We start from the raw sequence: 26,912 nt of genomic DNA on the forward strand, positions 1-26,912 counted from the left end.
AGGACCCGTCGGATGAACCTGTCGACAGCTTTGAACAACGCCATGACCGGCCTGACCGCCACCAGCCGGGGTGCGTCGGTCGTTTCCGGAAACATTGCCAACGCCCTGACGCCCGGCTACGCGAAACGCTCATTGGAGCTGACCACCAGCCTGATTTCAGGCAATGGCGTGCGCACCGCAGGCATCATTCGGCATCAGGACCCGGTTCTGACGGCCAATCGCCGCGCCACCGACGCCGATCTGTCGCACCAATCCGCTTTGGCCGACTTTCACACTCAGCTTGAAAGGGTCGTGGGCACGCCCGAGGACGCGGCATCTCTCTCCAATCGTCTGGCCGAGTTCGAAAGCAGTCTGATCACCGCCGCCAGCCTGCCTGACTCGGTCGAGCGTTTGGATCAAGTGGCCCGCAGTGGCAGCGACCTGGCCGCCAGTCTGAACCGGGCATCCGAAGGATTGCGGCAGCTGCGCTCGGACGCAGACCGGACGATCGGCTCGCATATCGCCAGCCTGAACCAGACCCTCAGGGATATCGAGGATCTGAACGCAAGAATTCCCGCGATCCGGAACTCAGGCGGTGACATCAATGCCTTTCTGGATCAGCGGCAGGTTCTGATCGACCAGGTCAATGAGCTGATTCCGGTCAATGTCGTCCCGCGCGACAATGACCGTGTTTCTCTCTACTCCGATGGCGGGCTGATCCTGCTTGAAGGCAAAGCGGCTGAGTTTTCCTTCACCACCACAGGCGACACTCAGCCCCATATGACTGTTGGCAACGGCTTGCTGTCGGGGCTGGAGATGAACGGAAACCCGGTCCGGACCAGCGGTGATACCGCTCAGATCCGCGGCGGGGCCCTGGCGGCCCAATTTGAAATCCGCGACCAGCTTGCGCCCGAGGTTCAAACCCAACTCGACACGGTTGCGCGTGATCTTGTCGAGCGGTTTGAAACACCCGGGTTGGATCCAACGGCATTGGCCACCGATCCGGGTTTGTTCACGGACGGCGGAAACCGTCTGGATTTGACGATGCTGACCGGGATTGCCTCTCGCATCAGCCTCAACACGGTCGTCGACCCGGATTCCGGTGGCGACAGCTGGAGGCTGCGTGCAGGTCTCGGCGCTGCTGCCCCGAACGACCCCGGAGATTCGACCCAGCTGCAGGCCTTCAGCGCCGTTCTGGTTGAATCCCGCCCGGTCGCCGGGGCGATCTTTGGCACCGGCAACATGCGCGCCTCAGAGATCGCCGAGGCTATGATGTCGCGCGTTGGCGCAGATGCCCATGTCGCCGAACAACGCAAAACATTCGCCACCGGTGCCCAGAAGCAGATGCAGCAGCTAGAGGCGGAGCAGGGCGTTGATACCGATCAGGAACTGCAACAGTTGATGCAGATCGAACAGGCCTACGCGGCCAATGCGCGTCTCATCTCGGTCGTGGATGAGCTGATGGACACCCTATTGAGGCTATAAACATGACGCTTACATCCATAGGTGATCTTGCCCGAGGTCTGACCTTGCAGACCCGGTCCACCCAGATCAAGCAACAGATTGAAACCCTGTCGTATGAAATGTCGACCGGAAAGGTGCAGGACGTCTCAGGCCATCTGGGCGGCGACTATTCGCATCTCCTCGATTTGGACCGCAGCCTGACGCGTTTGGATGCGTTTGGCATCGCCACGTCCGAGGCCAAGCTGTTCTCGGACGCCATGCAGCAAAGCCTCGGCGTGTTCAGTGAATCGACAGGCGAGATGACAGCAACCTTGCTGGCCTTTGGTACGGCGAACCACGCTGTGACGCATGAACAAGCCTCGGTCCAGGCCCGCAATGAGCTGGATACGATGATGTCCGCGCTGAACACCCGGATTGGCGGCCGCAGCCTGTTTTCGGGCACCGCGACGGATGTCTCGCCGCTGCCATCGGCCGAGACCTTGCTGACCGCGCTTGAGGCTGAGTTGACGGGCTTGGTGACTGTGACCGACATTCGCAACGCAGCCGAGGCTTGGTTCAACGACCCTGCAGGTTTTGACGCGGTGATCTACCAAGGGTCGAACGCCGCACTGCCGTCCATGCAGATTGCCGAGAATGAACGCATTACTCTCGATATCACGGCAACGGACCCAGCGCTGAAGGCGGCGCTCAGGGATGTTGCTGTGGCCGCACTGGTTGCCGACGATGCCTTGGCGGTGCCAAACGATCAGCGCACCGGGTTGTTCAAGCAATTGGGTGTTGCTCTGGCAAATGCGCAGGATGACACGGTCATTTTAAGGGCCGAGGTCGGTGCCGCCGAAGCGCGTGTCGAACAGGCGACAACCCGCAACGCCGCCGGGCGCACCAGTCTGGAATACACTCGCAACGCCCTGATCGAGGCCGATCCTTATGAAACGGCCACCAAGCTTCAGGCCGTGCAGTTCCAATTGGAAAGCCTCTATTCCGTCACCGTTCGCAATGCGAACCTATCACTGGTGAACTTCCTGAGATGAGGGTTCTTGTTTTTCTTTTGGCTCTGATGCCCTGCCTTGCTTTCGCCGGCGCAATCCGCCTGAAAAATCTGGTTGATTTCGACGGGGTGCGCGGCAACGACCTGGTCGGCTACGGCCTTGTCGTAGGCCTGAATGGAACCGGCGACGGGTTGCGGAATTCCCCCTTCACCGAAGAGATCATGTCCAACATCCTCGAACGGCTGGGCGTGAATGTGAATGGCGAGGATTTTCGCCCCAAGAACGTGGCCGCCGTCCTTGTGACGGCCAGCCTCCCCCCGTTTTCGCGGGTCGGAGGGCAAATCGACGTCACTGTCTCGGCCATCGGGGATTCAAGTAGCCTGTTGGGCGGCACGCTGATCATGACCCCGCTGAACGCGGCGGACGGACAGATCTACGCTGTTGCCCAAGGCACAGTGCTGGCAGGTGGCGCATCGGCTGAAGGTGAGGCCGCGTCCGTTGTCCGGGGCGTTCCCACCTCGGGCGTGATCCCATCCGGCGCGCGGGTCGAGCGCGAGATCGACTTTGATTTGTCCACCCTGACCCAGATGCGGCTGGCCCTGCGTGAGCCTGATTTTACGACAGCGGGGCGGATTGAAACGGCCATCAACCGTGAATTCAATCGCGCCGTGGCCATCATGCGCGATTCCGGAACCGTTGAACTGAACATCGCAGCCACTCAGTCCGTGTCCACAGCGCACGCTATCGGTCGGATCGAAAACATTCTAGTTGAGCCTGAAACCAAGGCCCGCGTTGTGGTCGATCAGCGCTCGGGTACGATTGTCATGGGGCAAGAGGTTCGGATTTCTCGGGTCGCGGTGTCTCAAGGCAACCTGACTTTGACAGTGGAAGAGGCTCCGATTGCCATACAACCCAACCCGTTCGCTGACGGAGAGACCGTCGTGGTGCCCAGAACCTTCGCAGGCATCGAAGAGGAAGAAGGCACCGGCCTGGCCGAGATCCCCGAAGCCACCACCCTGTCAGAGGTCGTGGCCGGGCTGAACGCCCTGGGGGTTTCGCCGCGCGACATGATCGACATTTTGAAAACGATCAAAGCCGCGGGCGCCCTGCATGCCGAATTCATCGTACGATAGAGGCCCCCTTCACGGGTCGGGCCCCTATTTTGATTTCCAACTATCCAGCCAACGGCGGAAACGACCGCGCCGTTCATCGATAGCGTCGCCTGCGGCATAGATCCCATCTTCCATCGACTCGAGCATTGGGTCGATCCGAGCCTGACGGAACCGGCGCCAGCGTACCCAAAGCGCCCAGACAATGGCAGCAAAGACCGTCAGGAAGACAATGTTGAACCACGGGATGATCCGCACGTCCGGCCCGTCGACCGGTTTGATAAAGACGGCGTTAGGGAAGATAGACATGAACTCATTGCGCCAGCCATAATGGGTTACAACAACCCAGTCGGGGTTGTTCTTGTCCGAGATCGCGTCATTGGCCTCGGTGTACAGGTTGGCGGTGTCGAACTTGAAATAGAACGGCCAGCCCCAGCCGGTATCCTCGTTCCGATAGACGATGGGCTTCCCGTTAGCACGGACGGCCTGGATAAACTGCACGTCGCGGTTCGACAGGCTGGCAGATTGGTCTTCGGGCTCGGACCAGAAAATACGGGTCCAGTCGTTCAGATCTTGCCGTTCTTCATAGGTGTTCACGATGCGCACAACATCATGCTGCGGCAGCGAGTATTGCAGGATCACAGCGACACTGCCCCAGAAGATGATAATGAATGCCCATTTCACATAGGCCATGCTGTAACCCTCACATATAATTCACGATGTAGATCAATGCGCCGATTGCCACCCAAGGGACAATATAAACCGCCAGGATCAGTTTGCGCCGGAACGAATTGTCATAGACGTGCAGCCCGCGTTCCACAAAGGCCTCTTTGTTTCCCTGTTTGCCCTTCTCGTCCCACCACGTCTCAAGCTTGCGACGTCGGACGCCGCGCGAATAAAGCGACAGCGCGAAATAGGCAATTGTCTGCAGAACCAGCAGGACCAGAAACAGGCGCATCGCTCCAAACATATCAACTCCTCCCGACGGCGCCCCAAGGTCCGACCCGCGCGATGATTGTATCGCTGACACGATCTTCTCCGCTCATGTCCGGTTCATGACCGAACAGAGCCGCACGGGCACCGGATTTATCCACTTGATACTCGCGGGCCAGAAACTCGGCAACATAGGCCTTTTTGGCCTCGGGCCACGTGGCATAGGTTTTGTAGAACAGCTCTTTGTGACAGATGAACATCTGGCGGGGGTCCAGCGGAGCCAGTTCGGACAGCAACATATTCACCAAATCGCGGTACGGCGTATCCGCGGCGCGCAACGTGTAGAAATACGCCGGATGGTCCGATGTGATCCGCGGCCAAGGCCCCCCATCCGTCGCCCAGCGCAAGAGTTGGGCGAGACCGTGATATGCCTCGGGCAAGCGATCCGAGTGGTTTCGCGCCAAACGCCTCATATCGCGGCGATCCAGCCCCATCAGATCAACATCAGCATCTGCGGCGGCGGCAACGGTCAGAAAATCCATCTTTTGCTGAAGGATCGCCGCCGCATCCACGCCGCGCGCCTTCACGATGGGTTCCACCAGATCGTTATAGTCGAGGAATTTAGCAATCTGGTTTCGTTGAGACGGGTCAAACGTGTACTTGATTTTCAGACCATCGGGCTTTTCGCCCATGCAAATCGCCGCCGGGTGATCCATGTCGGGAAACAGGTACAGCCCGCCGAAATGCGCCGTCCAGAAGTTGCGCTGCTCAAACGCCGTGTGGCGGAGGTGGACCGGGTTGCGGGTGACGTCTCCGGTTTCTTTCGCCGTTTCGATCATCCGGGCGATCAGCACATCATCGAACCAGGCATCCTCCTCGGTTTTGAACTTTTCGACCATGCCCGCCAGCTGCTCGGCCTTGCGCAGCGTGCCGCCTGCGGTATCGGCCTCAATCTCGATCTTGCGCAGGTTCAGCAGATCATTGGGCGTTGTGAGTATGAAGACCGAGTTCACCAGCTCTCCGGCCACCGCATTGGTGGCGGTCAGGGCAAACAACTGCGCCTCATTCATCTCGATAAATTCGCGCAGAATATCGCGCGAGGTCGAGAATTTGACGTTCAGCAAAGGCGCGCGTTTCTGCTCGGTTGTCAATAGAATGAACTGCCGGTTGACGCCATTGGGGTTGAGGTAGAGCGGGTCGTCCAGCTCAATCCCCACCTCCGGCGAGTAGCCCGAGATATCGACATGGAAATCCGTCAACGCCGTAGTCTTGCCAGCCAGATGCTGCAGCGCGCGATTATACCGCTCGACCAGAGCCGGGCTGGAGATGTGGACAAGGTTGCCGAACATCAGGCCTTTTTCAATGAGGCGGATCATTGACAGACACCTATGCCTATCGAGTTCGATGTAATGCTAAAAAACGGTTTGGCAGGCCCATCTACGTAGACGCTAATTTGAGTCAAAGTTAAGTTTCTGTAACCGGCTTCCCCTGTGACGGGGGGGGCATTAAGGTTTGTATAGGCAATGATCTTTGCAGAAGAGTGCGATGAGCCTTGGTCCACTATTTGACGGTTCTTGAAGCTCTCATTTCCAAAGTGGGGATGAAAAACTTTCCCGCTTTCGAGGTCGACTATCAAAGTTTCTCCCAAAATTACGTCTGCGAACGGACGAGGTGCTCGTTGCCCAGCGTCTGAAATCAAGAATACTTCTTGAAACTGACATCGAAGTGAACCGGCAATTGCTTGGGGGGCTAAAAGCATGATCAGAGTTGCAGCACGCCACAGTTGTAGCACTTGCAAACTATTAAATACTAGGGTCCCAACCACACTATTCACGTCGCCGTCCTCTTGAAACGACCAATAACCACAACCGCCAAAACCAACAATGGCAATGCAAACGCCCGCCCTGTAATCTGCAAGTTGAACCCAAGGTAAGACACCACGCTGCCTTCAAACAGGATCAGGGACTCTTCCCGTGAAGTGCCCTCGAACCCGCCGCCCGCGTTGACACCGAACTGGATTAGAAACAGCACCGCCACGGCACCCATAAATCCGATCACGCCCCAACGCAGAGGCAGGATCAGACCCAGCACGAGCGCAAAGCCAGCAATCGCGTAGACGAGCATTATCCCTTCCCCTCCAGATACCGCCGCTTGGCCTCTTCCATCCGGCCCATCTCGCGGACGGCGTTTTCGATGGCGACCTCGTCGCTTTTGTCGGCATAGCGGAACTCGCTGTCGGCGTAGCGGTTGATCTCCTGCATCACCATTTCCACAGTGATCGGCTGGCGCAGGTCCTCGATCATGGCCTTCTTGGTGTCGTAGTCGCGGAACAGGAACAGGTCGGGGTTCTCCATCCATTCATCGGGCAGTTCGAAATCCATCGCGCGGACCTTGACCGCGTCGGTGATGTTCTTGATCGCGCGACCGGTGAAGCGCTCATCCGCCTGCTGGATCGCCTTGAGGTAGGTGCCCAGCTTGGCAATTGTGTCCATCTGGCCGATCTCGCCAGAAACCCGGTCATAGACCTGTAGCAAGGCGTCCTCATGCGGGCGGGCGTGGCTTTCGAAACTGGCGGCAACGGCCTTTTTGATCTCCTGCGCGGCATAGGCTTCGTGTTCGCCCAGCGGGATGTCGTGGTTGCGGCCCATCAGCAGATGCAGGATGTCGATGTAGTCCTCGCGCGTTTGCGGGCCGTCGACCAGAAACCGCGCCCCCGCCCGTTGACGCAGGGCGTCGTCCACGTTTTCGGGGTAGTTCGAGAACATGCCCAAGGTGCAATTGCCGCGCACGACGGTGTTGGCACCCGCAAAGCTCTCCATCAGAACAGCGGTGATTTCCAACTGCCCGGCCGAGGACTGCCGGTCGCCGCGCTTGCCCGCCAATTGGTCGATATCGTCGATGGTGCCAAAGCCGATGACCGAGGGGTCGATGATCGTGTTGATAAACGCCTTGGCGTTCTGACCGGATTTACCCTGATAGCTGTCGATATTGTCGGTGCTGAGGTTCTGATAGCGGAACGGATAGCCCGCGTTCTGGCAATAATCGTTGATCAGCCCGGCCATCATCTGGATCAGAGTGGTCTTGCCGGTACCCGGTTTACCGTCGCCCATGAAGGTGAAGATGAACCCGCCGAGTTCCGCGAACGGGTTCAGGCGGCGGTCGAAGTCGTAGGCCATCAGCATCTTGGCCAACTTCATCGCCTGATACTTGGCGATATGGTTACCGACCACCTCGTTCGGTTTCTTGAACGTCATGGTCAGGGTGGTTGATTTGGCCTTCGAGGCCGGCTCAAACCCCCGGATCGTCAGGTCGTCGGCCTCGATATGCCAGGCCGCGTTCTGGAACGGGGCCAGATGGCCAGCGGACCCTACGCGCAGGGCGACCTTGTCCATCAGCTGCTCGGCATAGGCGCTAATGGCGGCGATCAGATGTGCGTCGTCAGGGGCGTGTTTGGTCAGCACCTGGTCCAGCTCCCACAAGGCACCGTGCAGGGCCAGCTGGCCGTTGTCGGTCAAAACCTCTTCGATCTCGCCCAGATCAACGGTGGTTTCGCCCAGATGGGACGACATCAGATACGCCAGCGCGTTGCCCAGCACATGAGAGGTGATCAGTGCCTCAGCCGTCAGCAACTCCGAAAACTCGGTCTTGCGCGCAACGGGCAAATCCCCCGCCAGATTGGCCCGCTTCAAATCGGCCAACGGCGTCTGCTCCGCATAAGCCTCGGCCACGGCCAGAGCGATGGAGATCGCCCGCCGAATGGCCTGCTGAGCCGTGGCCTGAGGGGGCGAAACGATCGTATCGCCATCATCCGAGGCCTCGATCCGCTCAACCAGGTGCACCCCATCGGCCCGAGCAGTGCGACGTGTCACCAATCCCGGCGTAGTGGACCGAAACCGCCGCCCCGTCGACACGCCCGAGGACCGCTCAACCGCCACATCAACGGGTTTCGCAATCCGCGGCGCATGTTCGAACCCGTTCAACAAGGCCGTCGCCGCCGGGTAATGCTTGCGAATATCGTCTTCTCGCAATTCCATCTGATCTGACGTCAAACTCATCTCAAAAACCGCCCATTCTTCTTCTGTTCAAAAATACCTCCGCCGGAGGCAAAAATTCTAATAGCGCAACACCTGCCCCGATTTGCTGACCACGAATTTTCGCACATCGGCAAAACCAGGAGGGTTTCGTTCTGCCAGAACCTGAAACGGCCGCTGAGGCAGAATGATCGAGCGCTGCGTGCGCGTGGCCCCGGTCTCGGCCCCTTGCCCGCCAAACGGGTCCAAGGCGAAAACTTCTCGCTCGACGGTCGAGAACCACCCGGCGCGCTCCTCGATCACCTCTTCGCTTTCTAGCTCCTCAGTCGTCCAGGCCAGCGCCCAGTCCTGCCCCTGAGGCGCCTGCGCGTCCTCTAGCACTTGCCGCAAGGGGCCGGTTTGTTCCGTGAAGGCCGAGGAATACATCGGCCCCACGTGAATGCGGCGTAGGTGTTTGGGATGCAGGTCGTCGAAATCCTGATCGAACCCTTTGGCGATGGTCACCAGTTTCAATCCGCCTAAGGATTGCGCCATCAGATGCGCCTGCACCTCGGGCCAGCGGCGTTGATCCTTGGGCAGCGCCGTCTTGCCGCTATCCTCCAACTGCATCAGGTAGATGACCGGCAGATTGATCTGGCTGTCATAGACCGCCCAATGGATCATGAACTTGCGCCGCTCACCCTCATTCCCGATCCAGTGGCATTCGGGATCGTTGCGCGCCCAGAATAGCTGACCTTTCAGCAATTCCTCGTAATAGAGCCTTTGGGACAGCGCAAATTGCAGCTTGGTCGGGATTTCCTGATCGCCGATGATTGTTCGCACCATTTCGGTTTTCAGATCATCTTCCGAGGGCATATTCGCCAGATGCACCTGAGCCTGCTGCGCGTCATTGGCCATGGTTAGCAGCTCGGCCGCCACTGGAAACCCGCTGTCGCGTTTGTCCATGGCGAGGCTGCCAAAGAACCGCCCCGTTTCGCGCCCGACCAGCAGGTATTTCATGCTGAGCGCCCGGAAGGTGTAGAGCAGCCCCGAAAGGTAGCGCGACACGATCCGCACCTCTTGCTTGCTGATCGCGCCCTCAGCCTCCATCGTCGCGGCCACGCGCAGGAGGTGGACGGTGATCACCTCGAATTTGCGGAAATAGCGGCGCGAGGCGAAAGTGTCGGTCAGGCCAACATGGTCTTGGGTCGGGTTAGTCATTTTCAGATTTACCACAACCAATTCCTCGACAGTGATTTAGCCGCCAAGGCAGGAGAAAAACTTCTGAGGTAGGGTACAAGGCGAAGATGATAAGCCCGAAGACCATGCTACTCGGCCCGACATAAAGAGTGAGAAAGCCGAGCAGTTTATATGTTCCGCCGTCAACACCCAACGCATGCAGAAGTGCTGTTAGGCCAAATATAGGAATCGGCCAAACTACCAGAAATAGGCCAAACCTGAGCAGCCTTACGTCGCTTCGACTAAACCACTTCATCCGCCGTACAAGTTCTTATCATGCTTCTCGACAATCGCGGCAAAACGACGGGCAAAGCGTTCGTCCGCCTTGGCCTTTTTCTCCAACACGTCGCGGGCAAAGACCATATGGTCCTCGTGCGCCTCAAGCATGTCGGCCATTTTCTGGTTGGTCGCGGTACCGATAGCGGCCATGGCGGTTTGCGCCTCTTGGTCGGTCTGCACGCCGATCTCGTTGATGCGGTGGGCCACGTCCTGCTGCTGCGCGGTTTTCAGCGACTTGGTCAGGGCGTCATACAGCACCACGCGCTGTTGCGTGTCTGTCTGTAGCTTGTTGATCAGCACCATCTGCGTCGCCGCCTGATTTTGCAGTGAATCGACCCAGGTCTTGCCCTTTTCGATATAGCGCTCCAGCGTCTGTGACTTGGCCAGCTTGACCTGCTCTTCCTGAACCTTGGCGTTGTATTGCTTGTTCAGCTCGGCCAACTCGGTTTCCAACTGGGTACGCGCGGCGGCGTCCTGTTCGACGCTGATCTTGTTCTCCAAGGTGATGATCGTCGGGTCCATGCCCTGAATTTCGGCCCGCAGCGCCTCAAGTTCTGCAACAGTCACCTCACGGTCATCTAGCGTGACGGTCAGGTTGTCCTCGACCTTCACGCGCTGTTCTTCCAGTACGGACAGTTGCCCCTCCAGCAGTTTGACGATCACGTCGGATTTGGCGATCAGGTCCTGCAGCTTGTCGTCAATGTTGGCCGTGCGCATCCGCTCCTGCCGCATCGACTCGGATTTACCTTTCGAGAAGATTCCAACAAACGATTCCCACCCGGTTTTCGAGCGCATCTCGTCGAAATCTTTCGAGAACGCGCTGGTGACGTCGTCCAGCCCCATGATCAGCTCAGCGATATTGGCGTTCATTACCTCGGTATGGGCATGCACATCCTCAAGCGTGGCGTTTTCGATGTCGATATCCGCCTCGGCCGTACCGATTTTGGCGCGTGCGGCCTCGATCCGTGAGGTCAGGCCTTCGATCTGCGATTGCGACTCACGCACCTTGGACTGAGTCTCTTTGATCAATGCCTCAAATTGCTGGTTCGACATCTACGCTATCCCTTTTTCTTTATATTTCTATATAGATAGGCAATGTAACATTCATTTACATCCCCTATCGCTCGGAAATCTCGAAAACTGTCGCAAACTCCCAAGAGAAATGAAAGCCATATGGGCACCGACAGGGTGCCAAAGTCGCTTCGCGGTGGGAAAGGGCAAACTGGGTTCATCGCCGCGCAACAATGGACATAGACAAAGCGCATGACACCTGCTTGGGTGCGCGCAACACAAATATTGCCGGAGGCTGACCCATGCTGGACGCAACGACCGATCTGAAATCCCTGCTCAAGAATCCCGACCTTCTGGTGACCAAAGCCTACATCGGCGGCCAATGGGTGGATGGTGACAACGGCACGTTCGCAGTGACCAACCCCGCACGCGGGGACGTGATTGCCGAAGTTGCCGATGTCAGCCGCGCGCAGGTCGCAGGCGCCATCGCACAGGCCGAAGCCGCGCAGAAGGAATGGGACAAGCTGACCGGTAAGGAACGCGCCGCCATCCTGCGTCGTTGGTTCGACCTGATGATGGAAAACGCCGAGGATCTGGGCAAGATCCTGACCGCCGAGCAGGGCAAGCCGTTGGCCGAGGCTGTTGGCGAAATCGGCTATGGGGCCTCCTTCATCGAATTCTTTGGGGAAGAGGCCAAGCGGGTCTATGGCGAGACCATCCCCGGCCATCAGCGCGACAAGCGGATCATGGTGATGAAACAGCCGATCGGCGTGGCGGCTTCGATCACGCCGTGGAACTTCCCCAACGCAATGATCACGCGTAAGGCTGGCCCGGCACTGGCTGCGGGCTGCGCCTTTGTAGCGCGCCCGGCGACAGAAACCCCTCTGTCCGCTCTGGTTCTGGCGCTGCTGGCGGAACAGGCGGGCGTGCCTGCGGGTGTCTTCAACGTCGTGCCGTCCACTCAGGCCAGCGAGACCGGCAAGGAGTTCTGCGAGAACCCAGGCGTGCGCAAGCTGACCTTTACTGGCTCGACCGAGGTGGGACGCATCCTGCTACGCCAGGCGGCCGATCAGGTCATGAAATGCTCGATGGAGCTGGGCGGCAACGCGCCCTTCATCGTGTTCGACGATGCCGATCTGGATGCGGCAGTCGAAGGCGCGATGCTATGCAAATTCCGAAATAACGGCCAGACTTGTGTCTGCGCAAACCGCATTTACGTACAGGCGGGCGTCTACGATGCCTTTGCCGCCAAGCTGAAGGCCGCAGTTGAGGCGCTCGAAGTTGGCGACGGACTGAGTGCTGGCACAACCACCGGCCCCCTGATCAACGACGACGCGGTGGCCAAAGTCGAAGAGCATATCAAAGATGTCACAGACAAAGGCGGCGCGGTTCTCACCGGCGGCCTGCCTCATGATCTGGGCGGCACCTTCTTCCAACCCACCATCGTGACCGGCGTGACTCAGGACATGATGGTGGCGCAGGACGAAACCTTTGGCCCACTGGCGCCCTTGTTCAAGTTCGAGGACGAAGATGACGTCATCGCCATGGCCAATGATACGATCTTCGGTCTGGCCTCGTATTTCTATGCCAAGGACCTGAGCCGCGTCTACAAAGTGGCCGAGGCGCTGGAATATGGCATCGTTGGCGTGAACACCGGCATCATCTCGACCGAGCTGGGCCCGTTCGGCGGCGTCAAGCAATCCGGCCTAGGCCGTGAAGGCAGCCACCACGGCATGGAAGACTATATGGAAATGAAATACGTCTGCCTGTCGGTCTGAACTGGAAGATTGCCCCTCTCTCATCGCGTTGAGGGGGGCAGCTGGTATGACGGGGTTTGCTTCTCCTGACATCTCTCCATTCCTCAAAAAAGAGCTAAGATACGTGGATTTGAACGGGCCGTCAGCAAGGCGCTCGTCTCAACACTTCGCGCGTCTGGGGTATTCCCTGTGGCCGGGGTGTGTATTGAGAAACAATTGGTGCCGCTGAAGGGACTCGAACCCCCGACCCCATCATTACGAATGACGTGCTCTACCAGCTGAGCTACAGCGGCACCGTTGGCCCTCCGAAGCTGAATTCCGGAAGGATGCGAAGGCTTCTTTAATTCGTCAGGTCTGCGCCTGCAAGCCCGGATCAGCGCGCCGAGGCTTCATGAAAGTTCTGTGACACAATAGGTTTCCCGGTTGACCACCAATATATATTTCCATAATTCATGAAGTATGATAGAAGAGATCACCGATCAGCTGGCCATTCTGGGGCATCCGCAACGCATCACAGTCTTTCGCATGTTAATGCGACGGTTTCCTGACACCGTGCCAGCGGGTGAGCTGGCCTCGGAGCTGGATATCAAACCCAGCACCATGTCGAACTATCTGAATGCGCTGCAAAGGTCCGGGCTGGTGACACAGGAACGCTCTGGCACGTCTCTGCTTTATTCCGTCGACATGGCTAAAGTTCAGGGAATGCTGGATTTTCTGGTCGTCGATTGCTGCCGGGGTCGTCCCGATATCTGCATGCCTTTCACACAGGGAAATGAAGACATGACTGACCGCAAGTTCAACGTCCTGTTTCTATGCGTGGGCAATTCCGCCCGCTCGATCTTTGCCGAAACACTGCTGCGCCAATTGGGTGGCGACAGGTTCACCGTCTATTCCGCCGGAACGCAGCCCGCGTCCGAGTTGAATCCCTTTGCCGTGCAGGTGTTGCAGGACAAGGGTCACGATACTTCGGTCCTGCGCTCCAAGCATATGTCGGAATTTGCAACCGACGGGGCGCCGGAGATGGATTTTGTTTTTACCGTTTGCAATCAAGCTGCGAACGAAGACTGCCCGGCCTGGGAAGGCCAACCGATCAGCGGCCATTGGGGCATGGAAGACCCGGTGAAAGCTACCGGAACCGATGCCGAGAAAAGCCTCGCCTTTCAAAACGCCTATGGCGCGCTGAAGCGCCGGATCGAGGCGTTCACCTCCTTGCCGGTCGAAAGCCTTGACCGGATCGCCCTACAATCTGCTGTCGATGACATCGGCAGAACCTCTGTCGGAGACTGAAATGACCACATATGCTGTGAATGGCCTGGGCCGGATAGGAAAACTGGCCCTGAAACCGCTGTTGGAGAAAGGCGCCAAGATCGCCTGGATCAACGACGCGGTCGGAGATGCCGAGATGCACGCGCATCTGTTGGAGTTCGACACGGTTCATGGCCGCTGGGACGCCACTTTCGAGCATGATGACGAAAGCGTCACCATCAACGGCACCCGCCTGCCCTTCATCGGCACCAAGGATCTGAGCGCTCTGCCGCTGGACGGCGTCGATGTGGTGATTGACTGCACCGGTGTCTTCAAGACCGAGGCAAAACTGGCCCCCTATTTCGATGCGGGCGTAAAAAAAGTTGTCGTCTCGGCCCCGGTCAAGGACGGCCCGACTGCCAATATCGTGATGGGCGTGAATGATGACATCTACGATCCCGCGACCCATCAGATCGTGACCGCAGCCTCCTGCACGACGAACTGTCTGGCCCCGGTGGTGAAGGTCATCCACGAGAATCTGGGCATCCGCCATGGCTCGATGACCACGATCCATGATGTGACCAACACGCAGACCATCGTGGATCGTCCCGCCAAGGATCTGCGCCGGGCACGCTCGGCCCTGAACTCGCTGATCCCGACCACAACCGGCTCGGCCACGGCGATCACGCTGATCTACCCCGAACTCAAAGGGCGTCTGAACGGCCATGCGGTGCGCGTGCCGCTACTTAACGCCTCACTGACCGACTGCGTGTTCGAGGTTGAGCGTGAGACCACCGTCGAAGAGGTCAACACCTTCTTCAAAGCCGCGACCGAAGGTGAGTTGAACGGCATTCTGGGCTACGAGACCCGGCCGCTGGTGTCGACCGACTACACCAATGACGAACGCTCTTCGATCGTCGATGCGCCGTCGACCATGGTTGTGAACGGGACACAAGTGAAAATCTATGCCTGGTATGACAACGAGATGGGCTATGCCCACCGCCTGGTCGATGTGGCGCTGATGGTTGGGGCCTCGCTGTGACCGATCGGCCCGAGGGGCTGTCGGCCTATATCGCGGTCACGGCGGCCTATTGGGCCTTTATGCTGACCGACGGAGCCTTGCGGATGCTGGTGCTGTTGCACTTTCACACGCTGGGCTTCTCGCCGGTGCAGCTGGCCTATCTGTTTGTCCTCTATGAATTCGCGGGGATGGTGACGAACCTTGCAGCGGGCTGGATCGCGGCGCGGTTTGGCTTGACCTCGACGCTCTATGCCGGGCTTGGGTTGCAGGTGGTGGCGCTGCTGGCGTTGACGCAACTAAACCCTAATTGGGCGATTGGCGCTTCTGTGGCCTTTGTCATGATCGTGCAAGGCGCAAGCGGAGTGGCCAAAGATCTGGCCAAAATGTCCTCAAAATCTGCGGTGAAGCTGCTGGCCCCGACTGAGGGCGGCGGGCTGTTTCGCTGGGTGGCGGTGTTGACCGGATCAAAGAACGCCGTGAAAGGGCTGGGCTTCCTGTTGGGCGCGGCGATGCTGGCGACTTTGGGCTTTCAGGCGGCGATCATCGCGATGGCAGTCGTTCTGGCGGTGATCCTGTTTGCTGTCATCCGCTTCATGCCCCCCGGCCTGCCCAAAGGGCGCAAGGGCGCGAAGTTCTCTGAAGTCTTCTCGAAATCTGCCAACGTCAATTGGCTGTCCGCCGCGCGGGTCTTTCTGTTCGGTGCCCGCGACGTGTGGTTCGTGGTCGGCATCCCGATCTATTTCTACGCCGTCCTCTCGGATGGCACCGAAGAGGGCAACCGTGCTGCCTTTTTCATGATCGGCACCTTCATGGCGTTCTGGATCATCCTCTACGGCGTCATTCAGGCCAACGCGCCCAAGATCCTGCGGGCCTCAGACCGGTCCGAAGGCGATATGATCCGCGCCGCGCGCAGCTGGGCCGCAATGTTGTTTTGCGTTCCTGCAGCTCTAACACTGGCAGTTTTGCTATCGTCCGGGCCAGAAACATGGCTGACAATCACGCTGGTTGTGGGCCTTCTGGTGTTTGGAGCAATCTTTGCCGTCAACTCATCCCTGCATTCCTATCTGATCCTCGCCTTCACCAAGTCCGAGCGGGTCACGATGGATGTCGGCTTCTACTATATGGCCAACGCGACAGGACGCCTTTTGGGCACCGTCCTGTCCGGCTTTACCTATCAGGTCGGCGGCCTGCCCCTTGTGCTGGGCACAGCGGCTGTCATGGTGGCCCTTGCGGCGCTCACTTCGGGCAAGCTGACCGACCAAACAACTGAGGCATATTCATGAGCATCTTCGAGCGCTATCTGACCATCTGGGTCGCCCTCGCCATGGTCGGCGGCGTGCTGATCGGACTGGCCGCGCCTGGTCTGGTCGGCCTGATCGCCGGGGCCGAGGTGGCCAGCGTCAACCTGGTCGTGGCCCTGCTGATCTGGGCCATGGTCTATCCGATGATGGTCGGCGTCGATTTCAAAGCGGTCGCGGGCGTGGCCCGGCAACCCAAAGGCCTGATCGTGACGCTGGCGGTCAACTGGCTGATCAAACCCTTCACCATGGCTCTACTGGCAGTATTGTTCTTCGACTATGTCTTCGCCCCGTGGATTCAGCCGGAAGATGCTGCACAATACACCGCGGGTCTGATCCTGTTGGGGGCCGCACCCTGCACCGCGATGGTGTTTGTCTGGTCACAACTGACCAAAGGCGATGCGACCTATACTTTGGTGCAGGTCTCAGTAAATGACCTGATCATGGTGGTGGCTTTTGCGCCCATTGTGGCCTTCTTACTGGGGGTCAGCGATATCTCGGTCCCATGGCAAACGCTTGTTCTGGCAACTGTCCTCTATGTGGTTTTGCCGCTGATTGCTGGTTTGATCACCCGCAAGCGGCTGGGCTCGCAGGAGGCCATCGACGCCTTCTCCGCCCGTGTCAAACCGTGGTCGATCATGGGCCTGATTGCAACGGTGGTCATTCTGTTCGGCCTTCAGGGAGAGACGATCCTGGCCAAGCCCATGGTCATCGTCTTGATCGCCGTGCCGATCCTGATCCAAAGCTATGGCATCTTCGCGGTGGCCTATGGGGCCGCCTATGCCCTGAAGGTCCCACACCGCATCGCCGCGCCTTGCGCAATGATCGGAACCTCAAACTTTTTTGAGCTGGCCGTAGCGGTCGCCATCAGCCTGTTCGGCCTAAACTCCGGCGCGGCGCTTGCAACGGTGGTGGGTGTTCTAGTCGAGGTACCGGTGATGTTGTCACTGGTTGCCTTCGCCAACCGCACACGGGCCCGGTTTCCCGAACCCGCGACGTAGTAAACCATTCACCGCACCGAATGATCATACAGCACCGCAATCGCCGCCGAGGCGATGCGAGTGCGGCGATCATCGGCGCGGCTGGTCAGCATGATCGGAACCTGCGCGCCCAAAACAATCCCTGCGGCCTCGGCTCCGGCCAGATACATTAGCTGCTTGGCAATCATGTTGCCGGCCTCAAGGTCCGGCGCGACCAGTATATCGGCCTGCCCCGCCACCTCGGATTTGATGCCCTTGGTCGTGACCGCGCGCATCGACACGGCGTTGTCAAAGGCCAGAGGGCCATCGAGCATACCGCCCGTGATCTGCCCGCGATCCGCCATTTTGCACAGGGCACCAGCCTCGACCGTGGATTGCAGTCGAGGTGTGATGGTTTCGACCGCTGACAGGATCGCCACTTTAGGCGTCTCGATCCCGATGGCACGAGCCAGATCAATGGCATTCTGAACCATATCCGCCTTGGTCTGCAGATCGGGCGCTATGTTGATGGCCGCATCGGTGATCAGAAGCGGTTTGGAATAGGTCGGCACGTCCATGACGTAGACATGGCTCATCCGGCGTTCGCTGCGTAGACCATTGGCCTTGGAGACGACGGCCGACATGACCTCATCCGTGTGCAACGCGCCCTTCATCAGGGCCTTCACACGACCATCCCGCGCCAGATGTACCGCCCGTTCGGCCGAGGCATGGCTGTGCGGTGTATCAATGATCTCGAGCCCGCCGATATCCAACCCGGCCGCATCCGCCGCATGTAGAATTCGGCTGCGCGGGCCGACCAAAACAGGCTCTAACAAACCTAAATCCCGGGCCGAGAGCGCCCCCTCCAACGCGCTTTCATCACAGGGATGGACCACGGCTGTGGGCAATGGGTCCATTTTCTGAGCCGCGCTCAGCAATCGGTCATAGGAGGCGCCCCGGTGATGCAAAACCAAATCCGGCATCGCCATTCGGGGTCTTTTGACTTTTTTGTCTGGCGCGATCACAACGGCCTGTCCGGTGATGACAGGCTTGCCATCGCCAGTCGTACAGAGGCAATCCAGAGTGACGTGCTTCTTCTCGGGCTGCTTTTCGGTCACGGTGACGCGCACAGTGACCGTATCCCCGATACCAACGGGTTTGAGGAATTTTAGGGTCTGATCCAGATAAATCGTCCCCGGCCCCGGCAATTGCGTGCCCAAAACATTGGATATCAGCGCACCGCCCCACATGCCATGCGCGACCACCCTGTGAAAGACATCCTCCTGCGCGAAGGCCTCATCCACATGGGCCGGGTTCACATCGCCTGAGACCGCCGCAAAGGCATCGATATCCTGCGCGGTCAGGGTACGGGACAGTTCGGCCGTATCTCCGACGCTGATCTCATCAAACGGCCGGTTTTCGATAAAGCCGATGCCTGTATCCTCATCCGATGACATTCATTCCCCTTTCAATATAAAAGCCAACCCTTGGGCAGACACCCCGAACAGTTGCTGTTCAAAGACCCATAAAGGCTCAATATGACAGAGACATGCAAGCGCCGCGACGGTCAGACTGCGCGATCCTGTGCGCGATACGAACCCGGGCTGCGGTTGGTCCATTTCCGGAACGCGCGGTGAAAATTCGCCGGGGCCGAGAACCCCGTGTCGAACGCAATTTGCTCGATACTGTCGCCGCTTTGCTGCAGGGCGCGGATCGCAATATCGCGGCGCAGGGCGTCCTTGATGTCCTGAAACGAGGTGCCCTCGTCCTTGAGACGCCGGTTCAGGGTCCGGGGCGTCATCTTCAGAGCAAGGGCCGCATCGGGAAGCTGGCTGCTTTTCCAGGACGTCCGATACAGGAACGCCCGGACCTGTAGGCTGTTTGTATGGGCGCGTGAGTTGGTGAAAATCCAGTCGATCGGTGCGCGTTCCAGAAATAGAGACGCCTCAGCCGGACTGCGCGTGATCGGGGGATCAAAGCGGCGCGGATCGAACAGAATGCTGGTCTGCGGGGCATCGAATGTCACCGCGCAGGGGAAGACAACCGCATAGTCCGCCGCAAAACCGGGCCGCGCAAAGGCAAAGCGAACGGCCTTTACCGGCGTTTCCGATCCGCCCAGCCATGACAGCAGCCCATGCGCAAGTTTCAGGATCAGCATATGACCAAAGCGCTGGGGTGCCGTGTCCTGCCGATACGGTACCAGCGAAAGCTCAGCCACCTCCGGCCCGGTGCGTAGATCCAGGTGGAAATCGTCTAGCAACAAGTTCCAGAATGTCGAAAAGCGATACAGCGACGAGGTCAGGCTGCTTGCTTCGCGCAGAACGGTCACAAGGTGCTGCAGGGCGCGCGGCCGAATGGGACGGCTCCACAGGCCCATCATCTCGTCCCCCGTCTCAGGCGCGGCCAGCTGGTACAGGCGAGCGATTTCCTGAAGCGTCACACGCTGCGCAGGCTCTGACGCACTGGCGTGCAGGCCCGAACGGCTCAGCAGGAACTGCATCTGATCTGCGCTGCAACACACTCTCAGCGCCTTAAGCCAATCCTGGATGAAACCGGCAGAAACGGTCGTAAGTGAGATGGGGTCATTACTGACCATGATCGCCCCCAGTTTGGCAATATCGGATAGTAACTTGGCAATATATGAGCTTTTCGGCAAGCTAAACGGCAGGTAAATGACGTAAAACCACAATTACCATTGGGGGATTCTGGCATGTCCTATCAGCCACCCGTACAGGATCTGATGTTCTGTATCGAACACCTGTCCCATTGGGAAACAGTGTCCACTCTGGACGCTTACTCGGACTTCGAACTGACCGATATCGGCGCTGCGCTAGAAGGCTATGCCAGGTTCTGTAGCGAACAGATCGCGCCCTTGTCCCATATCGGAGACACGTTGGGCGCACAGTTTGACAACGGTCGCGTGAAGATGCCCGAAGGGGATGCGCAGGCCTATGCGCAATTTGTCGAGATGGGCTGGCAGGCCCTTACACACCCGCCTGAGTTTGGCGGCATGGGACTGCCGCGTACGGTTGGCGCGGCGGCAGTCGAGATGCTGAACGCCGCCGATATGAGCTTTGGCCTGTGTCCCTTGCTGACCGATGGTGCGATCGAGGCGCTGCTGCTGACAGGCTCGGACGCGCAGAAAGCCACCTATTTAGAGCCTTTAATTGCTGGGCGCTGGTCGGGCACGATGAACCTGACCGAACCCCAAGCGGGCAGCGATCTGGGTCGCGTTTCGACCAAGGCGGTGCAACGCGAAGATGGCAGCTATGGCGTGTCCGGCACCAAGATTTTCATCACATATGGCGCGCATGACCTGACTGAGAACATCATCCATCTGGTTCTGGCCCGCACCCCTGACGCGCCCGCCGGACCGAAGGGGCTGAGCCTGTTCATCGTCCCGCAGAAGATGGTGGCAGAGGATGGCTCGATCGGGGCCGAGAATGCCGTGAACTGTGTCAGCATCGAACACAAGCTGGGCGTGCGCGCCAGCCCAACGGCGGTACTGGAATACAAAGACGCCACTGGCTTCCTGATCGGTGAGGAAAACCGCGGGTTGGAATACATGTTCATCATGATGAACGCCGCGCGCTTTTCGGTCGGCGTTCAGGGCATCGCGACATCAGAACGCGCCTATCAGCGCGCCTTGGCTTATGCACGGGACCGGGTCCAGAGCCGCCCCGTGAATGGTCAGGTCAAGGACGCGGTTGCGATCATCCAGCACCCCGACGTGCGCCGCATGTTGATGCGGATGCGCAGCCTCACAGAAGGCGGGCGCGCCATGGCGGCGGCCACAGCCGGGCTGCTGGACATCGCACACCATCAGGATGATCCGGACATGGCCTCTCTGGCCGAGTTCATGGTTCCGCTGGTCAAGGGCTTCTGCTCGGAACGCGCGGTCGAGGTCGCCTCTCTGGGCGTTCAAATCCATGGCGGCATGGGCTTTATCGAAGAAACTGGCGCCGCTCAGCACTATCGCGACGCGCGCATTCTGCCGATTTACGAAGGCACCACCGCCATTCAGGCCAACGACCTTCTGGGTCGCAAGGTCATGCGCGACGGGGGCGAGACCGCCCGCCGGTTCACCGCCCGCATCGCAGCGACCGAAGCCGAGCTGGCAGAAGGCGATGCCACCGCGCAAGCCATCGGCGCAAGCCTTGCGCAGGCACGCGGCACGTTTGAAGCCGCGCTGGAATGGCTGTTGGAAAACAGCCGCAAGGACATCGACGCCGCATTTGCGGGCTCGGTCCCGTTCCTGATGCTGGCAGGTACGCTTGCGGCGGGTTGGAAACTGGCAAAAGGTGTCACCCCGGCGCAGGCTGCGTTGAATGATGGGCAGAACACGCAGTTCATGACCCAGAAGATCGCCACCGCGCTGTTCTTTGCCCAGCATATCCTGCCGGAATGCAGTGCCGAACAAACCCGCATCTTGCACGGCGCGCGCAGCTTACTTGACGCGGCCTTCCCTGAATAACGCCTTTAAAAGGATCTGACTCATGAATGATGTCGTGAACCCCGCCACCTATGAGAACCTCGCGATTTCCGAGCGTGACAACGGCCTCTATGTCGTGACCCTGAACCGCCCGACCAAGCGCAATGCACTGGACGTGGCCACGATCGAAGAACTGATCCGCTTTTTCAGCGGCGCACGCATGGCTGGCGTGCGGGCGGTTGTGCTGACCGGCGAGGGAGATCACTTCTGCGCAGGCCTGGATCTGGTTGAACACTGGAAAGCCGACCGCAGCCCCGATGACTTCATGCATGTTTGCCTTCGCTGGCATGAGGCGTTCAACAAGATGGAATATGGTGGCGTGCCGATCATCGCCGCCCTGAAAGGCGCGGTGGTTGGCGGAGGGCTGGAGCTTGCCAGCGCCGCCCATATCCGCGTCATCGACCCCGGCACCTATTTCGCTTTGCCCGAGGGTCAGCGTGGGATTTTCACGGGCGGAGGCGCAACCATCCGCGTCTCGGACATGATCGGCAAATATCGCATGATCGACATGATCCTGACCGGTCGCGTCTACCAGGGGCAAGAGGCTGTCGATCTTGGACTGGCGCAGTACATCACCGAAGACGGTGGCAGCATGGCCAAGGCAATGGAACTGGCAGACCAAATCGCGCAGAACCTGCCTTTGACCAATTTTGCAATCTGTTCGGCGATCAGCCATTTGAACAATATGTCCGGCATGGATGCAGCTTATGCCGAAGCCGTGGTCGGAGGTGTGGTCAACACCCAGCCCGCCGCGCGCGAACGGCTGGAAGCTTTTGCCAACAAAACCGCCGCGCGCGTGCGGCCCAACAATTAAGACAGGCGGGATCCGGATGCGTCACCATTTCGAAGCTCTTCAAAAGACACGGGCCAACCATGCGCCTTTGTCACCTTTGTCCTTCCTGCGCCGCGCCGAAACCCTGCACGGCGCGCGCACCGCTGTTATCTATGGTGACATCCGACGCAGCTGGGCGGAAACCGCCGCCCGTATTCGCGCGGTGGCCAGTGGGTTGGCCGCGCTTGGCGTGCAGAAGGGCGATACGGTCTCGGTCCTCAGCCCGAACATCCCGGAACTGTTTGAGCTGCATTTCGCCCTGCCTCTGACCGGAGGGGTGCTGAATACGCTCAACACAAGGCTCGAGCCCGAAACCATCGCCTATATTCTGGACCATGCCGACACCAAGCTGGTGATCGTGGACCGGGAACTGGTGCCGCTTCTGTCCAAAGCCTTTGATCTGCTGGGTCGCACAATACCCGTGGTCGAGATCGCCGATCCTGCGGTCACTGGTCAAAGCCCCGGCGGCCAGACCTATGAGGCGCTTACCACAGCTCCGCCCCTGCCGGTCGATCTGCCCGACGATGAGTGGGACGCGATTGCGCTGAACTACACCTCGGGCACCTCGGGCCGCCCCAAGGGCGTCGTCTATCATCACCGTGGCGCCTACCTGATGGCGTTGGGTACGGGCACCGCATGGCAGATGCCGCCCTATCCGGTCTATCTGTCTGTCGTGCCGATGTTCCACTGCAATGGCTGGGGCCATCCCTGGTTGATGGCAATGCTCGGCGGGACGGTTGTCTTTACACGCATCCCGGCCGCAGACCGTATTCTGGAGGCGATCCGCACCCATGGCGTGACCCATTTCGGTGCCGCCCCCATCGTTCTGCAAATGCTGGCCGAAGCCGAAAGCGACGCTGCCCCCATTGATCCCGCAATCCGGGTGCTGACCGCCGGCGCGCCTCCGCCCCCTACGGTCTTGGAAAAGACCCGCGCAATGGGGTTTGACGTCATGCAGGTCTACGGTCTGACCGAGACTTACGGCCACATTTCCCAATGCCTCTGGCAGGAAGAGTGGAACGATCTCAGCCCCGCGGAACAGGCTGAATTGCAGGCACAACAGGGCATCGCTTTTCCGATGGTCGAAGAGGTCACCGTAATCGACCGCGACAACGGCGCACCGGTGCCGCGCGATGGTGCCACGCAAGGTGAGATCGCCATTCGGGGAAACACGGTCATGGCCGGGTACTACAAAGACGCCGAGGCAACCTCGAACGCCTTCGAAGAAGGCTGGTTCTGGTCCGGCGACGGAGCTGTGATACATGAGAATGGTTACATCCAGATCCGCGACCGGCTGAAGGACGTGATCATCTCGGGCGGTGAAAATATCTCATCCGTCGAGGTCGAAGCGGTGCTGTATCGCCATGACGCGGTTCAGGCCGCCGCCGTGGTCGCGATGCCGCATGAGAAATGGGGCGAGGTCCCCTGCGCCTTTATCGAATTACGCGACGGGGCCGAGGCAACCGCTGAGGACATCATCGCTTTCTGTCGCGATCATCTGGCCGGGTTCAAGGCCCCAAAAGCGGTTGTTTTTGAAACACTTCCCAAGACCTCAACCGGCAAGATCCAAAAGTTCCAACTGCGCGATAGTGTCAAAACACTGTCGCTTTGACGTATCTCTGCCCGGGTTTCTCCAACGAAACTCGGGCAAAGCTTCAAACCTTGGCAAACACGTCTCGGTTCTGTCTGGGAAATCATGGTGCTGCTGGAGAGAATTGAACTCTCGACCTCTCCCTTACCAAGGGAGTGCTCTACCTCTGAGCTACAGCAGCATCGTGGGCGGGTGATTAGACTCAAACGAAACGCGGCGCAAGGGTGTCTGGACGGTTTTTTTCGCCTCCTGTAGAGAAAGACCATGGCAGACAAAGATACACCTAAAAAACACGGCAAATCCGGTGATGCACGGGAAGAGCGACTGAAAGCAGCGCTCAAGGCCAATATGGCGCGGCGCAAGGCGCAGGCCAAGGCGCGGGCAGCCTCGGATGACAAAGCCGACAAGGACGAGGGATAAGAGCAGATGGATTCGATTCTGGTGACGGGCAACGGCCCGCTGAACGGTCAGATACCGATTGCGGGGGCCAAGAATGCGTGCCTGACGCTGATGCCCGCGACGCTTCTCAGCGAAGAACCGCTGACGCTGACCAACGCGCCACGCCTCAGCGACATCAAGACCATGACAGCGCTGCTGCAATCGCTGGGGTCCGAGGTGTCCGCGCTGCAGGACGGTCAGGTGATCGCGATGTCCAGCCATGATCTGACCAGCCAGACGGCGGACTATGACATCGTGCGCAAGATGCGGGCCTCAAATCTGGTACTGGGGCCGTTGCTGGCGCGATTCGGGCAGGCGGTCGTGTCGCTGCCGGGTGGCTGCGCAATTGGCGCGCGGCCGATGGATTTGCATGTCGAAGGACTGGAGGCTCTGGGCGCCGAGATCGAACTGAAAGACGGGTATCTGCACGCCAAGGCCCCGGGTGGGTTGAAAGGCGCGGTACATGAGATGCGCTTTGCCTCGGTCGGGGCGACCGAGAACATCGTCATGGCTGCAACCCTGGCCAAAGGCACCACTGTCCTGAAGAACGCTGCGCGCGAGCCCGAGATTGTCGATCTGGTCGAGTGTTTGCGCAAGATGGGCGCTCAGATCTCGGGCGAAGGGACATCGACGATCGAAATTCAGGGCGTCGACCGTCTGCACGGTGCCACCCATCAGGTGGTGACAGACCGGATCGAATTGGGCACCTATATGTTGGCTCCTGCGATCTGCGGTGGCGAGGTAGAACTGTTGGGCGGGCACATGTCGCTGGTCAGTTCCTTCGTGGAAAAACTCGAAGCCGCAGGCGTCAGCGTTTCGGAAACCGAAAAAGGCCTGAAAGTTGCGCGCAAGAATGGTCGCGTGCGGGCGGTGGACGTGGTCACCGAGCCTTTCCCGGGCTTTCCGACCGACCTGCAGGCGCAGATGATGGCGCTGATGTGTACGGCCGAAGGGACCTCGGTTCTGGAGGAGCGTATTTTCGAAAATCGCTTCATGCACGCGCCCGAACTGATACGCATGGGCGCGAATATCGAAGTGCATGGCGGAACGGCGACTGTTACCGGTGTTGAAAACCTCAAAGGAGCGCCAGTGATGGCGACGGACTTGCGGGCTTCGGTCTCGTTGATACTGGCGGGTCTGGCGGCAGAAGGCGAAACAACTGTCAGCCGGGTCTATCATCTGGACCGCGGATATGAGCATGTGGTGCGCAAGCTGGAAGGCGTGGGTGCCAAAATCGAACGGATCAAGGGCGAATGACAGACGCAAGTTTTGAAGACGGCCGCGAGGCGCCGCTGAATCTGGGTGCCGAAGACGGCGATGACCTGCAGGTGATCTCATCGCTTGCGCAGGATGCGGTGTTCCCTGTGACCGAGATGAAGTGGCAACCCTCGCAGCGCCGTTTCGGGCTGTTGCTGAACCGCTTCCGGTGGGAGGACAAGGATGCCGCCACTCGCCGCGACCGACCTTTTGAACGTGTGCAGTCGGTTCTGGTGTTCGACTCGGTGCTGTCTGTTGCCAGTCAGGGGATCGACCGCCGCGACACTGATATGGTGATGTCCTTGCTCTCGGTCGATTTCGAGGCGGGCGAGGACGGCGCGGGACAGATCCTGTTGACCCTTGCGGGTGACGGCGCGATCCGTCTGACGGTCGAGGCAATTGAAGCCACCCTTAAAGACGTGACGCGCCCCTATAGCGCCCCCTCGGGCCAGGCACCGCATCATCCAGAATAAACGCGGCATATCGCAGGCCTTTTCCGGACCCGCCTCAGGTCTGGAGCTGCGCCGTGCGACCGTGCTTGATGTGTTCCAGATCAGCCAGGTGCTGATCCGCTCTATCACCCATCTCTGCGCGGCGGATCACCACAAAGACCCCGAACTTGTGGCGCTGTGGACATCCAATAAAGACCCGCAGACCGTTCGCGGCTGGATACAAAGCGGCTCGGATATCTGGGTGGCTGAGCTAGACGGACAGATCGTGGCCGTCGGAGGGCTGCGCCACGGCTCGATGATCTCACTGCTTTATGTCGATCCCGGACATGTGCGGCGTGGAATCGGGCGGGCCCTTTTGGCCCGACTGGAGCAGGAGCTGGCGGATCAAGGCTGCGCACAGGCCTATCTTGATGCCACCCACACAGCACGGGCCTTCTACCTCAGATATGGCTGGGTTTCGGCGGGCGATGTGGAAGAGTCGCACGGGATGACCCAATTCCCCCTGCGCAAATCGCTGCACCCGGCCGAGAAGGGTTGAGACCAACCCTTACGGGCGA

24 protein-coding genes and 2 tRNA genes are annotated in these 26,912 nt (G+C 59.2%); 15 read left to right on the forward strand and 11 right to left on the reverse strand.

Translation table 11 applies throughout. The features are described 5' to 3' along the window. Window positions 1-12: 12 nt before the first annotated feature. Genes flgK through ACR0IP_RS04670 form a run of 3 tightly spaced genes read left to right on the forward strand, consistent with a single transcriptional unit; the run spans window position 13 to window position 3,565 of the window. The gene (gene flgK, locus ACR0IP_RS04660; RefSeq protein ID WP_480524100.1) at window positions 13-1,464 is read left to right on the forward strand and encodes a flagellar hook-associated protein FlgK; all 1,452 of its coding nucleotides are present in this window, start codon (window positions 13-15) and stop codon (window positions 1,462-1,464) included. A 2-nt stretch (window positions 1,465-1,466) separates the two neighbouring features. Beyond that, window positions 1,467-2,474 (forward strand): flagellin, encoded by a 1,008-nt coding sequence (locus tag ACR0IP_RS04665; RefSeq protein ID WP_170679278.1) that lies wholly within the window; start codon window positions 1,467-1,469, stop codon window positions 2,472-2,474. Next, window positions 2,471-3,565 carry a flagellar basal body P-ring protein FlgI gene (locus ACR0IP_RS04670; protein ID WP_480524102.1) on the forward strand — a complete coding sequence of 365 codons (1,095 nt, stop codon included), beginning with the start codon at window positions 2,471-2,473 and terminating at the stop codon, window positions 3,563-3,565. The genes ACR0IP_RS04665 and ACR0IP_RS04670 overlap by 4 nt, the downstream gene beginning before the upstream one ends. A 24-nt stretch (window positions 3,566-3,589) precedes the next feature. On the opposite strand, the gene ACR0IP_RS04675 is transcribed toward ACR0IP_RS04670, so the two are convergent. The 7 genes from ACR0IP_RS04675 to ACR0IP_RS04705 form a co-directional block, all read right to left on the reverse strand. Further along, window positions 3,590-4,234: a DUF1523 family protein gene (locus ACR0IP_RS04675; RefSeq protein ID WP_170689426.1), complete on the reverse strand. Its 645-nt coding sequence runs from the start codon at window positions 4,232-4,234 to the stop codon at window positions 3,590-3,592. Between the two features lie 10 nt (window positions 4,235-4,244). Then, window positions 4,245-4,511 (reverse strand): hypothetical protein, encoded by a 267-nt coding sequence (locus ACR0IP_RS04680; RefSeq protein WP_170379920.1) that lies wholly within the window; start codon window positions 4,509-4,511, stop codon window positions 4,245-4,247. 1 nt (window position 4,512) lies between these two features. Then, on the reverse strand, window positions 4,513-5,850 hold the full coding sequence (locus tag ACR0IP_RS04685) for a DUF6638 family protein (protein WP_480524104.1): 1,338 nt from the start codon (window positions 5,848-5,850) through the stop codon (window positions 4,513-4,515). Between the two features lie 454 nt (window positions 5,851-6,304). Further along, complete coding sequence (locus ACR0IP_RS04690; protein ID WP_480524106.1) at window positions 6,305-6,598, reverse strand: hypothetical protein; 294 nt, start codon at window positions 6,596-6,598, stop codon at window positions 6,305-6,307. Beyond that, window positions 6,598-8,529 (reverse strand): AAA family ATPase, encoded by a 1,932-nt coding sequence (locus ACR0IP_RS04695; RefSeq protein ID WP_480524108.1) that lies wholly within the window; start codon window positions 8,527-8,529, stop codon window positions 6,598-6,600. The genes ACR0IP_RS04690 and ACR0IP_RS04695 overlap by 1 nt, the downstream gene beginning before the upstream one ends. 57 nt (window positions 8,530-8,586) lie before the next feature. Further along, entirely contained in the window at window positions 8,587-9,705 is a 1,119-nt protein-coding gene (locus tag ACR0IP_RS04700) for a hypothetical protein (protein WP_480524316.1), read from the reverse strand. A 270-nt stretch (window positions 9,706-9,975) separates the two neighbouring features. Then, window positions 9,976-11,055: a hypothetical protein gene (locus ACR0IP_RS04705; RefSeq protein ID WP_480524110.1), complete on the reverse strand. Its 1,080-nt coding sequence runs from the start codon at window positions 11,053-11,055 to the stop codon at window positions 9,976-9,978. Between the two features lie 260 nt (window positions 11,056-11,315). Between ACR0IP_RS04705 and ACR0IP_RS04710 the strand changes: the two genes are divergently transcribed. After that, window positions 11,316-12,791, forward strand: a complete 1,476-nt coding sequence (locus ACR0IP_RS04710) for an NAD-dependent succinate-semialdehyde dehydrogenase (RefSeq protein WP_480524112.1) — start codon at window positions 11,316-11,318, stop codon at window positions 12,789-12,791. A 196-nt stretch (window positions 12,792-12,987) separates the two neighbouring features. Here ACR0IP_RS04710 and ACR0IP_RS04715 read toward each other — a convergent pair. Next, a tRNA-Thr gene (locus tag ACR0IP_RS04715) sits at window positions 12,988-13,063 on the reverse strand. Between the two features lie 166 nt (window positions 13,064-13,229). Between ACR0IP_RS04715 and ACR0IP_RS04720 the strand changes: the two genes are divergently transcribed. Genes ACR0IP_RS04720 through arsB form a run of 4 tightly spaced genes read left to right on the forward strand, consistent with a single transcriptional unit; the run spans window position 13,230 to window position 17,335 of the window. Next, window positions 13,230-14,057 carry an arsenate reductase/protein-tyrosine-phosphatase family protein gene (locus ACR0IP_RS04720; RefSeq protein ID WP_480524113.1) on the forward strand — a complete coding sequence of 276 codons (828 nt, stop codon included), beginning with the start codon at window positions 13,230-13,232 and terminating at the stop codon, window positions 14,055-14,057. 1 nt (window position 14,058) lies between these two features. Beyond that, window positions 14,059-15,057, forward strand: coding sequence for an ArsJ-associated glyceraldehyde-3-phosphate dehydrogenase (locus tag ACR0IP_RS04725; RefSeq protein ID WP_425084142.1), 999 nt, complete (start codon window positions 14,059-14,061; stop codon window positions 15,055-15,057). Then, window positions 15,054-16,319, forward strand: a complete 1,266-nt coding sequence (gene arsJ, locus ACR0IP_RS04730) for an organoarsenical effux MFS transporter ArsJ (protein ID WP_170379899.1) — start codon at window positions 15,054-15,056, stop codon at window positions 16,317-16,319. Before ACR0IP_RS04725 ends, arsJ begins: the two co-directional genes overlap by 4 nt. After that, window positions 16,316-17,335: an ACR3 family arsenite efflux transporter gene (arsB, locus tag ACR0IP_RS04735; RefSeq protein ID WP_480524116.1), complete on the forward strand. Its 1,020-nt coding sequence runs from the start codon at window positions 16,316-16,318 to the stop codon at window positions 17,333-17,335. Before arsJ ends, arsB begins: the two co-directional genes overlap by 4 nt. 8 nt (window positions 17,336-17,343) lie before the next feature. On the opposite strand, the gene ACR0IP_RS04740 is transcribed toward arsB, so the two are convergent. Further along, complete coding sequence (locus ACR0IP_RS04740; RefSeq protein ID WP_170379896.1) at window positions 17,344-18,750, reverse strand: bifunctional enoyl-CoA hydratase/phosphate acetyltransferase; 1,407 nt, start codon at window positions 18,748-18,750, stop codon at window positions 17,344-17,346. A gap of 110 nt (window positions 18,751-18,860) precedes the next feature. After that, entirely contained in the window at window positions 18,861-19,889 is a 1,029-nt protein-coding gene (locus ACR0IP_RS04745) for an AraC family transcriptional regulator (protein ID WP_170379894.1), read from the reverse strand. A gap of 114 nt (window positions 19,890-20,003) precedes the next feature. Here ACR0IP_RS04745 and ACR0IP_RS04750 point away from each other — a divergent pair, with 114 nt between their 5' ends. From ACR0IP_RS04750 to ACR0IP_RS04760, 3 genes are read left to right on the forward strand one after another with little or no spacing between them, the layout of a single operon-like run. After that, complete coding sequence (locus tag ACR0IP_RS04750; protein ID WP_480524118.1) at window positions 20,004-21,767, forward strand: acyl-CoA dehydrogenase family protein; 1,764 nt, start codon at window positions 20,004-20,006, stop codon at window positions 21,765-21,767. A 22-nt stretch (window positions 21,768-21,789) separates the two neighbouring features. Further along, window positions 21,790-22,599, forward strand: coding sequence for a methylthioacryloyl-CoA hydratase (gene dmdD / locus ACR0IP_RS04755; RefSeq protein ID WP_170689437.1), 810 nt, complete (start codon window positions 21,790-21,792; stop codon window positions 22,597-22,599). Between the two features lie 16 nt (window positions 22,600-22,615). Beyond that, on the forward strand, window positions 22,616-24,229 hold the full coding sequence (locus ACR0IP_RS04760) for an AMP-binding protein (RefSeq protein ID WP_170689438.1): 1,614 nt from the start codon (window positions 22,616-22,618) through the stop codon (window positions 24,227-24,229). An 85-nt stretch (window positions 24,230-24,314) separates the two neighbouring features. On the opposite strand, the gene ACR0IP_RS04765 is transcribed toward ACR0IP_RS04760, so the two are convergent. Next, window positions 24,315-24,389, reverse strand: a tRNA-Thr gene (locus tag ACR0IP_RS04765). A gap of 83 nt (window positions 24,390-24,472) precedes the next feature. Here ACR0IP_RS04765 and ACR0IP_RS04770 point away from each other — a divergent pair. From ACR0IP_RS04770 to ACR0IP_RS04785, 4 genes are all read left to right on the forward strand, one after another. Further along, window positions 24,473-24,628, forward strand: coding sequence for a hypothetical protein (locus ACR0IP_RS04770; protein WP_170379886.1), 156 nt, complete (start codon window positions 24,473-24,475; stop codon window positions 24,626-24,628). 6 nt (window positions 24,629-24,634) lie between these two features. After that, complete coding sequence (gene murA, locus ACR0IP_RS04775) at window positions 24,635-25,903, forward strand: UDP-N-acetylglucosamine 1-carboxyvinyltransferase (protein WP_480524120.1); 1,269 nt, start codon at window positions 24,635-24,637, stop codon at window positions 25,901-25,903. Further along, complete coding sequence (locus tag ACR0IP_RS04780; protein WP_480524122.1) at window positions 25,900-26,376, forward strand: DUF2948 family protein; 477 nt, start codon at window positions 25,900-25,902, stop codon at window positions 26,374-26,376. The genes murA and ACR0IP_RS04780 overlap by 4 nt, the downstream gene beginning before the upstream one ends. A 61-nt stretch (window positions 26,377-26,437) precedes the next feature. Continuing rightward, a complete protein-coding gene (locus tag ACR0IP_RS04785) occupies window positions 26,438-26,893 on the forward strand; it encodes a GNAT family N-acetyltransferase (protein ID WP_480524124.1) in 456 nt (151 codons plus the stop codon). Window positions 26,894-26,912: the final 19 nt, after the last annotated feature.

Source organism: Ruegeria sp. AL11, from assembly GCF_056540865.1.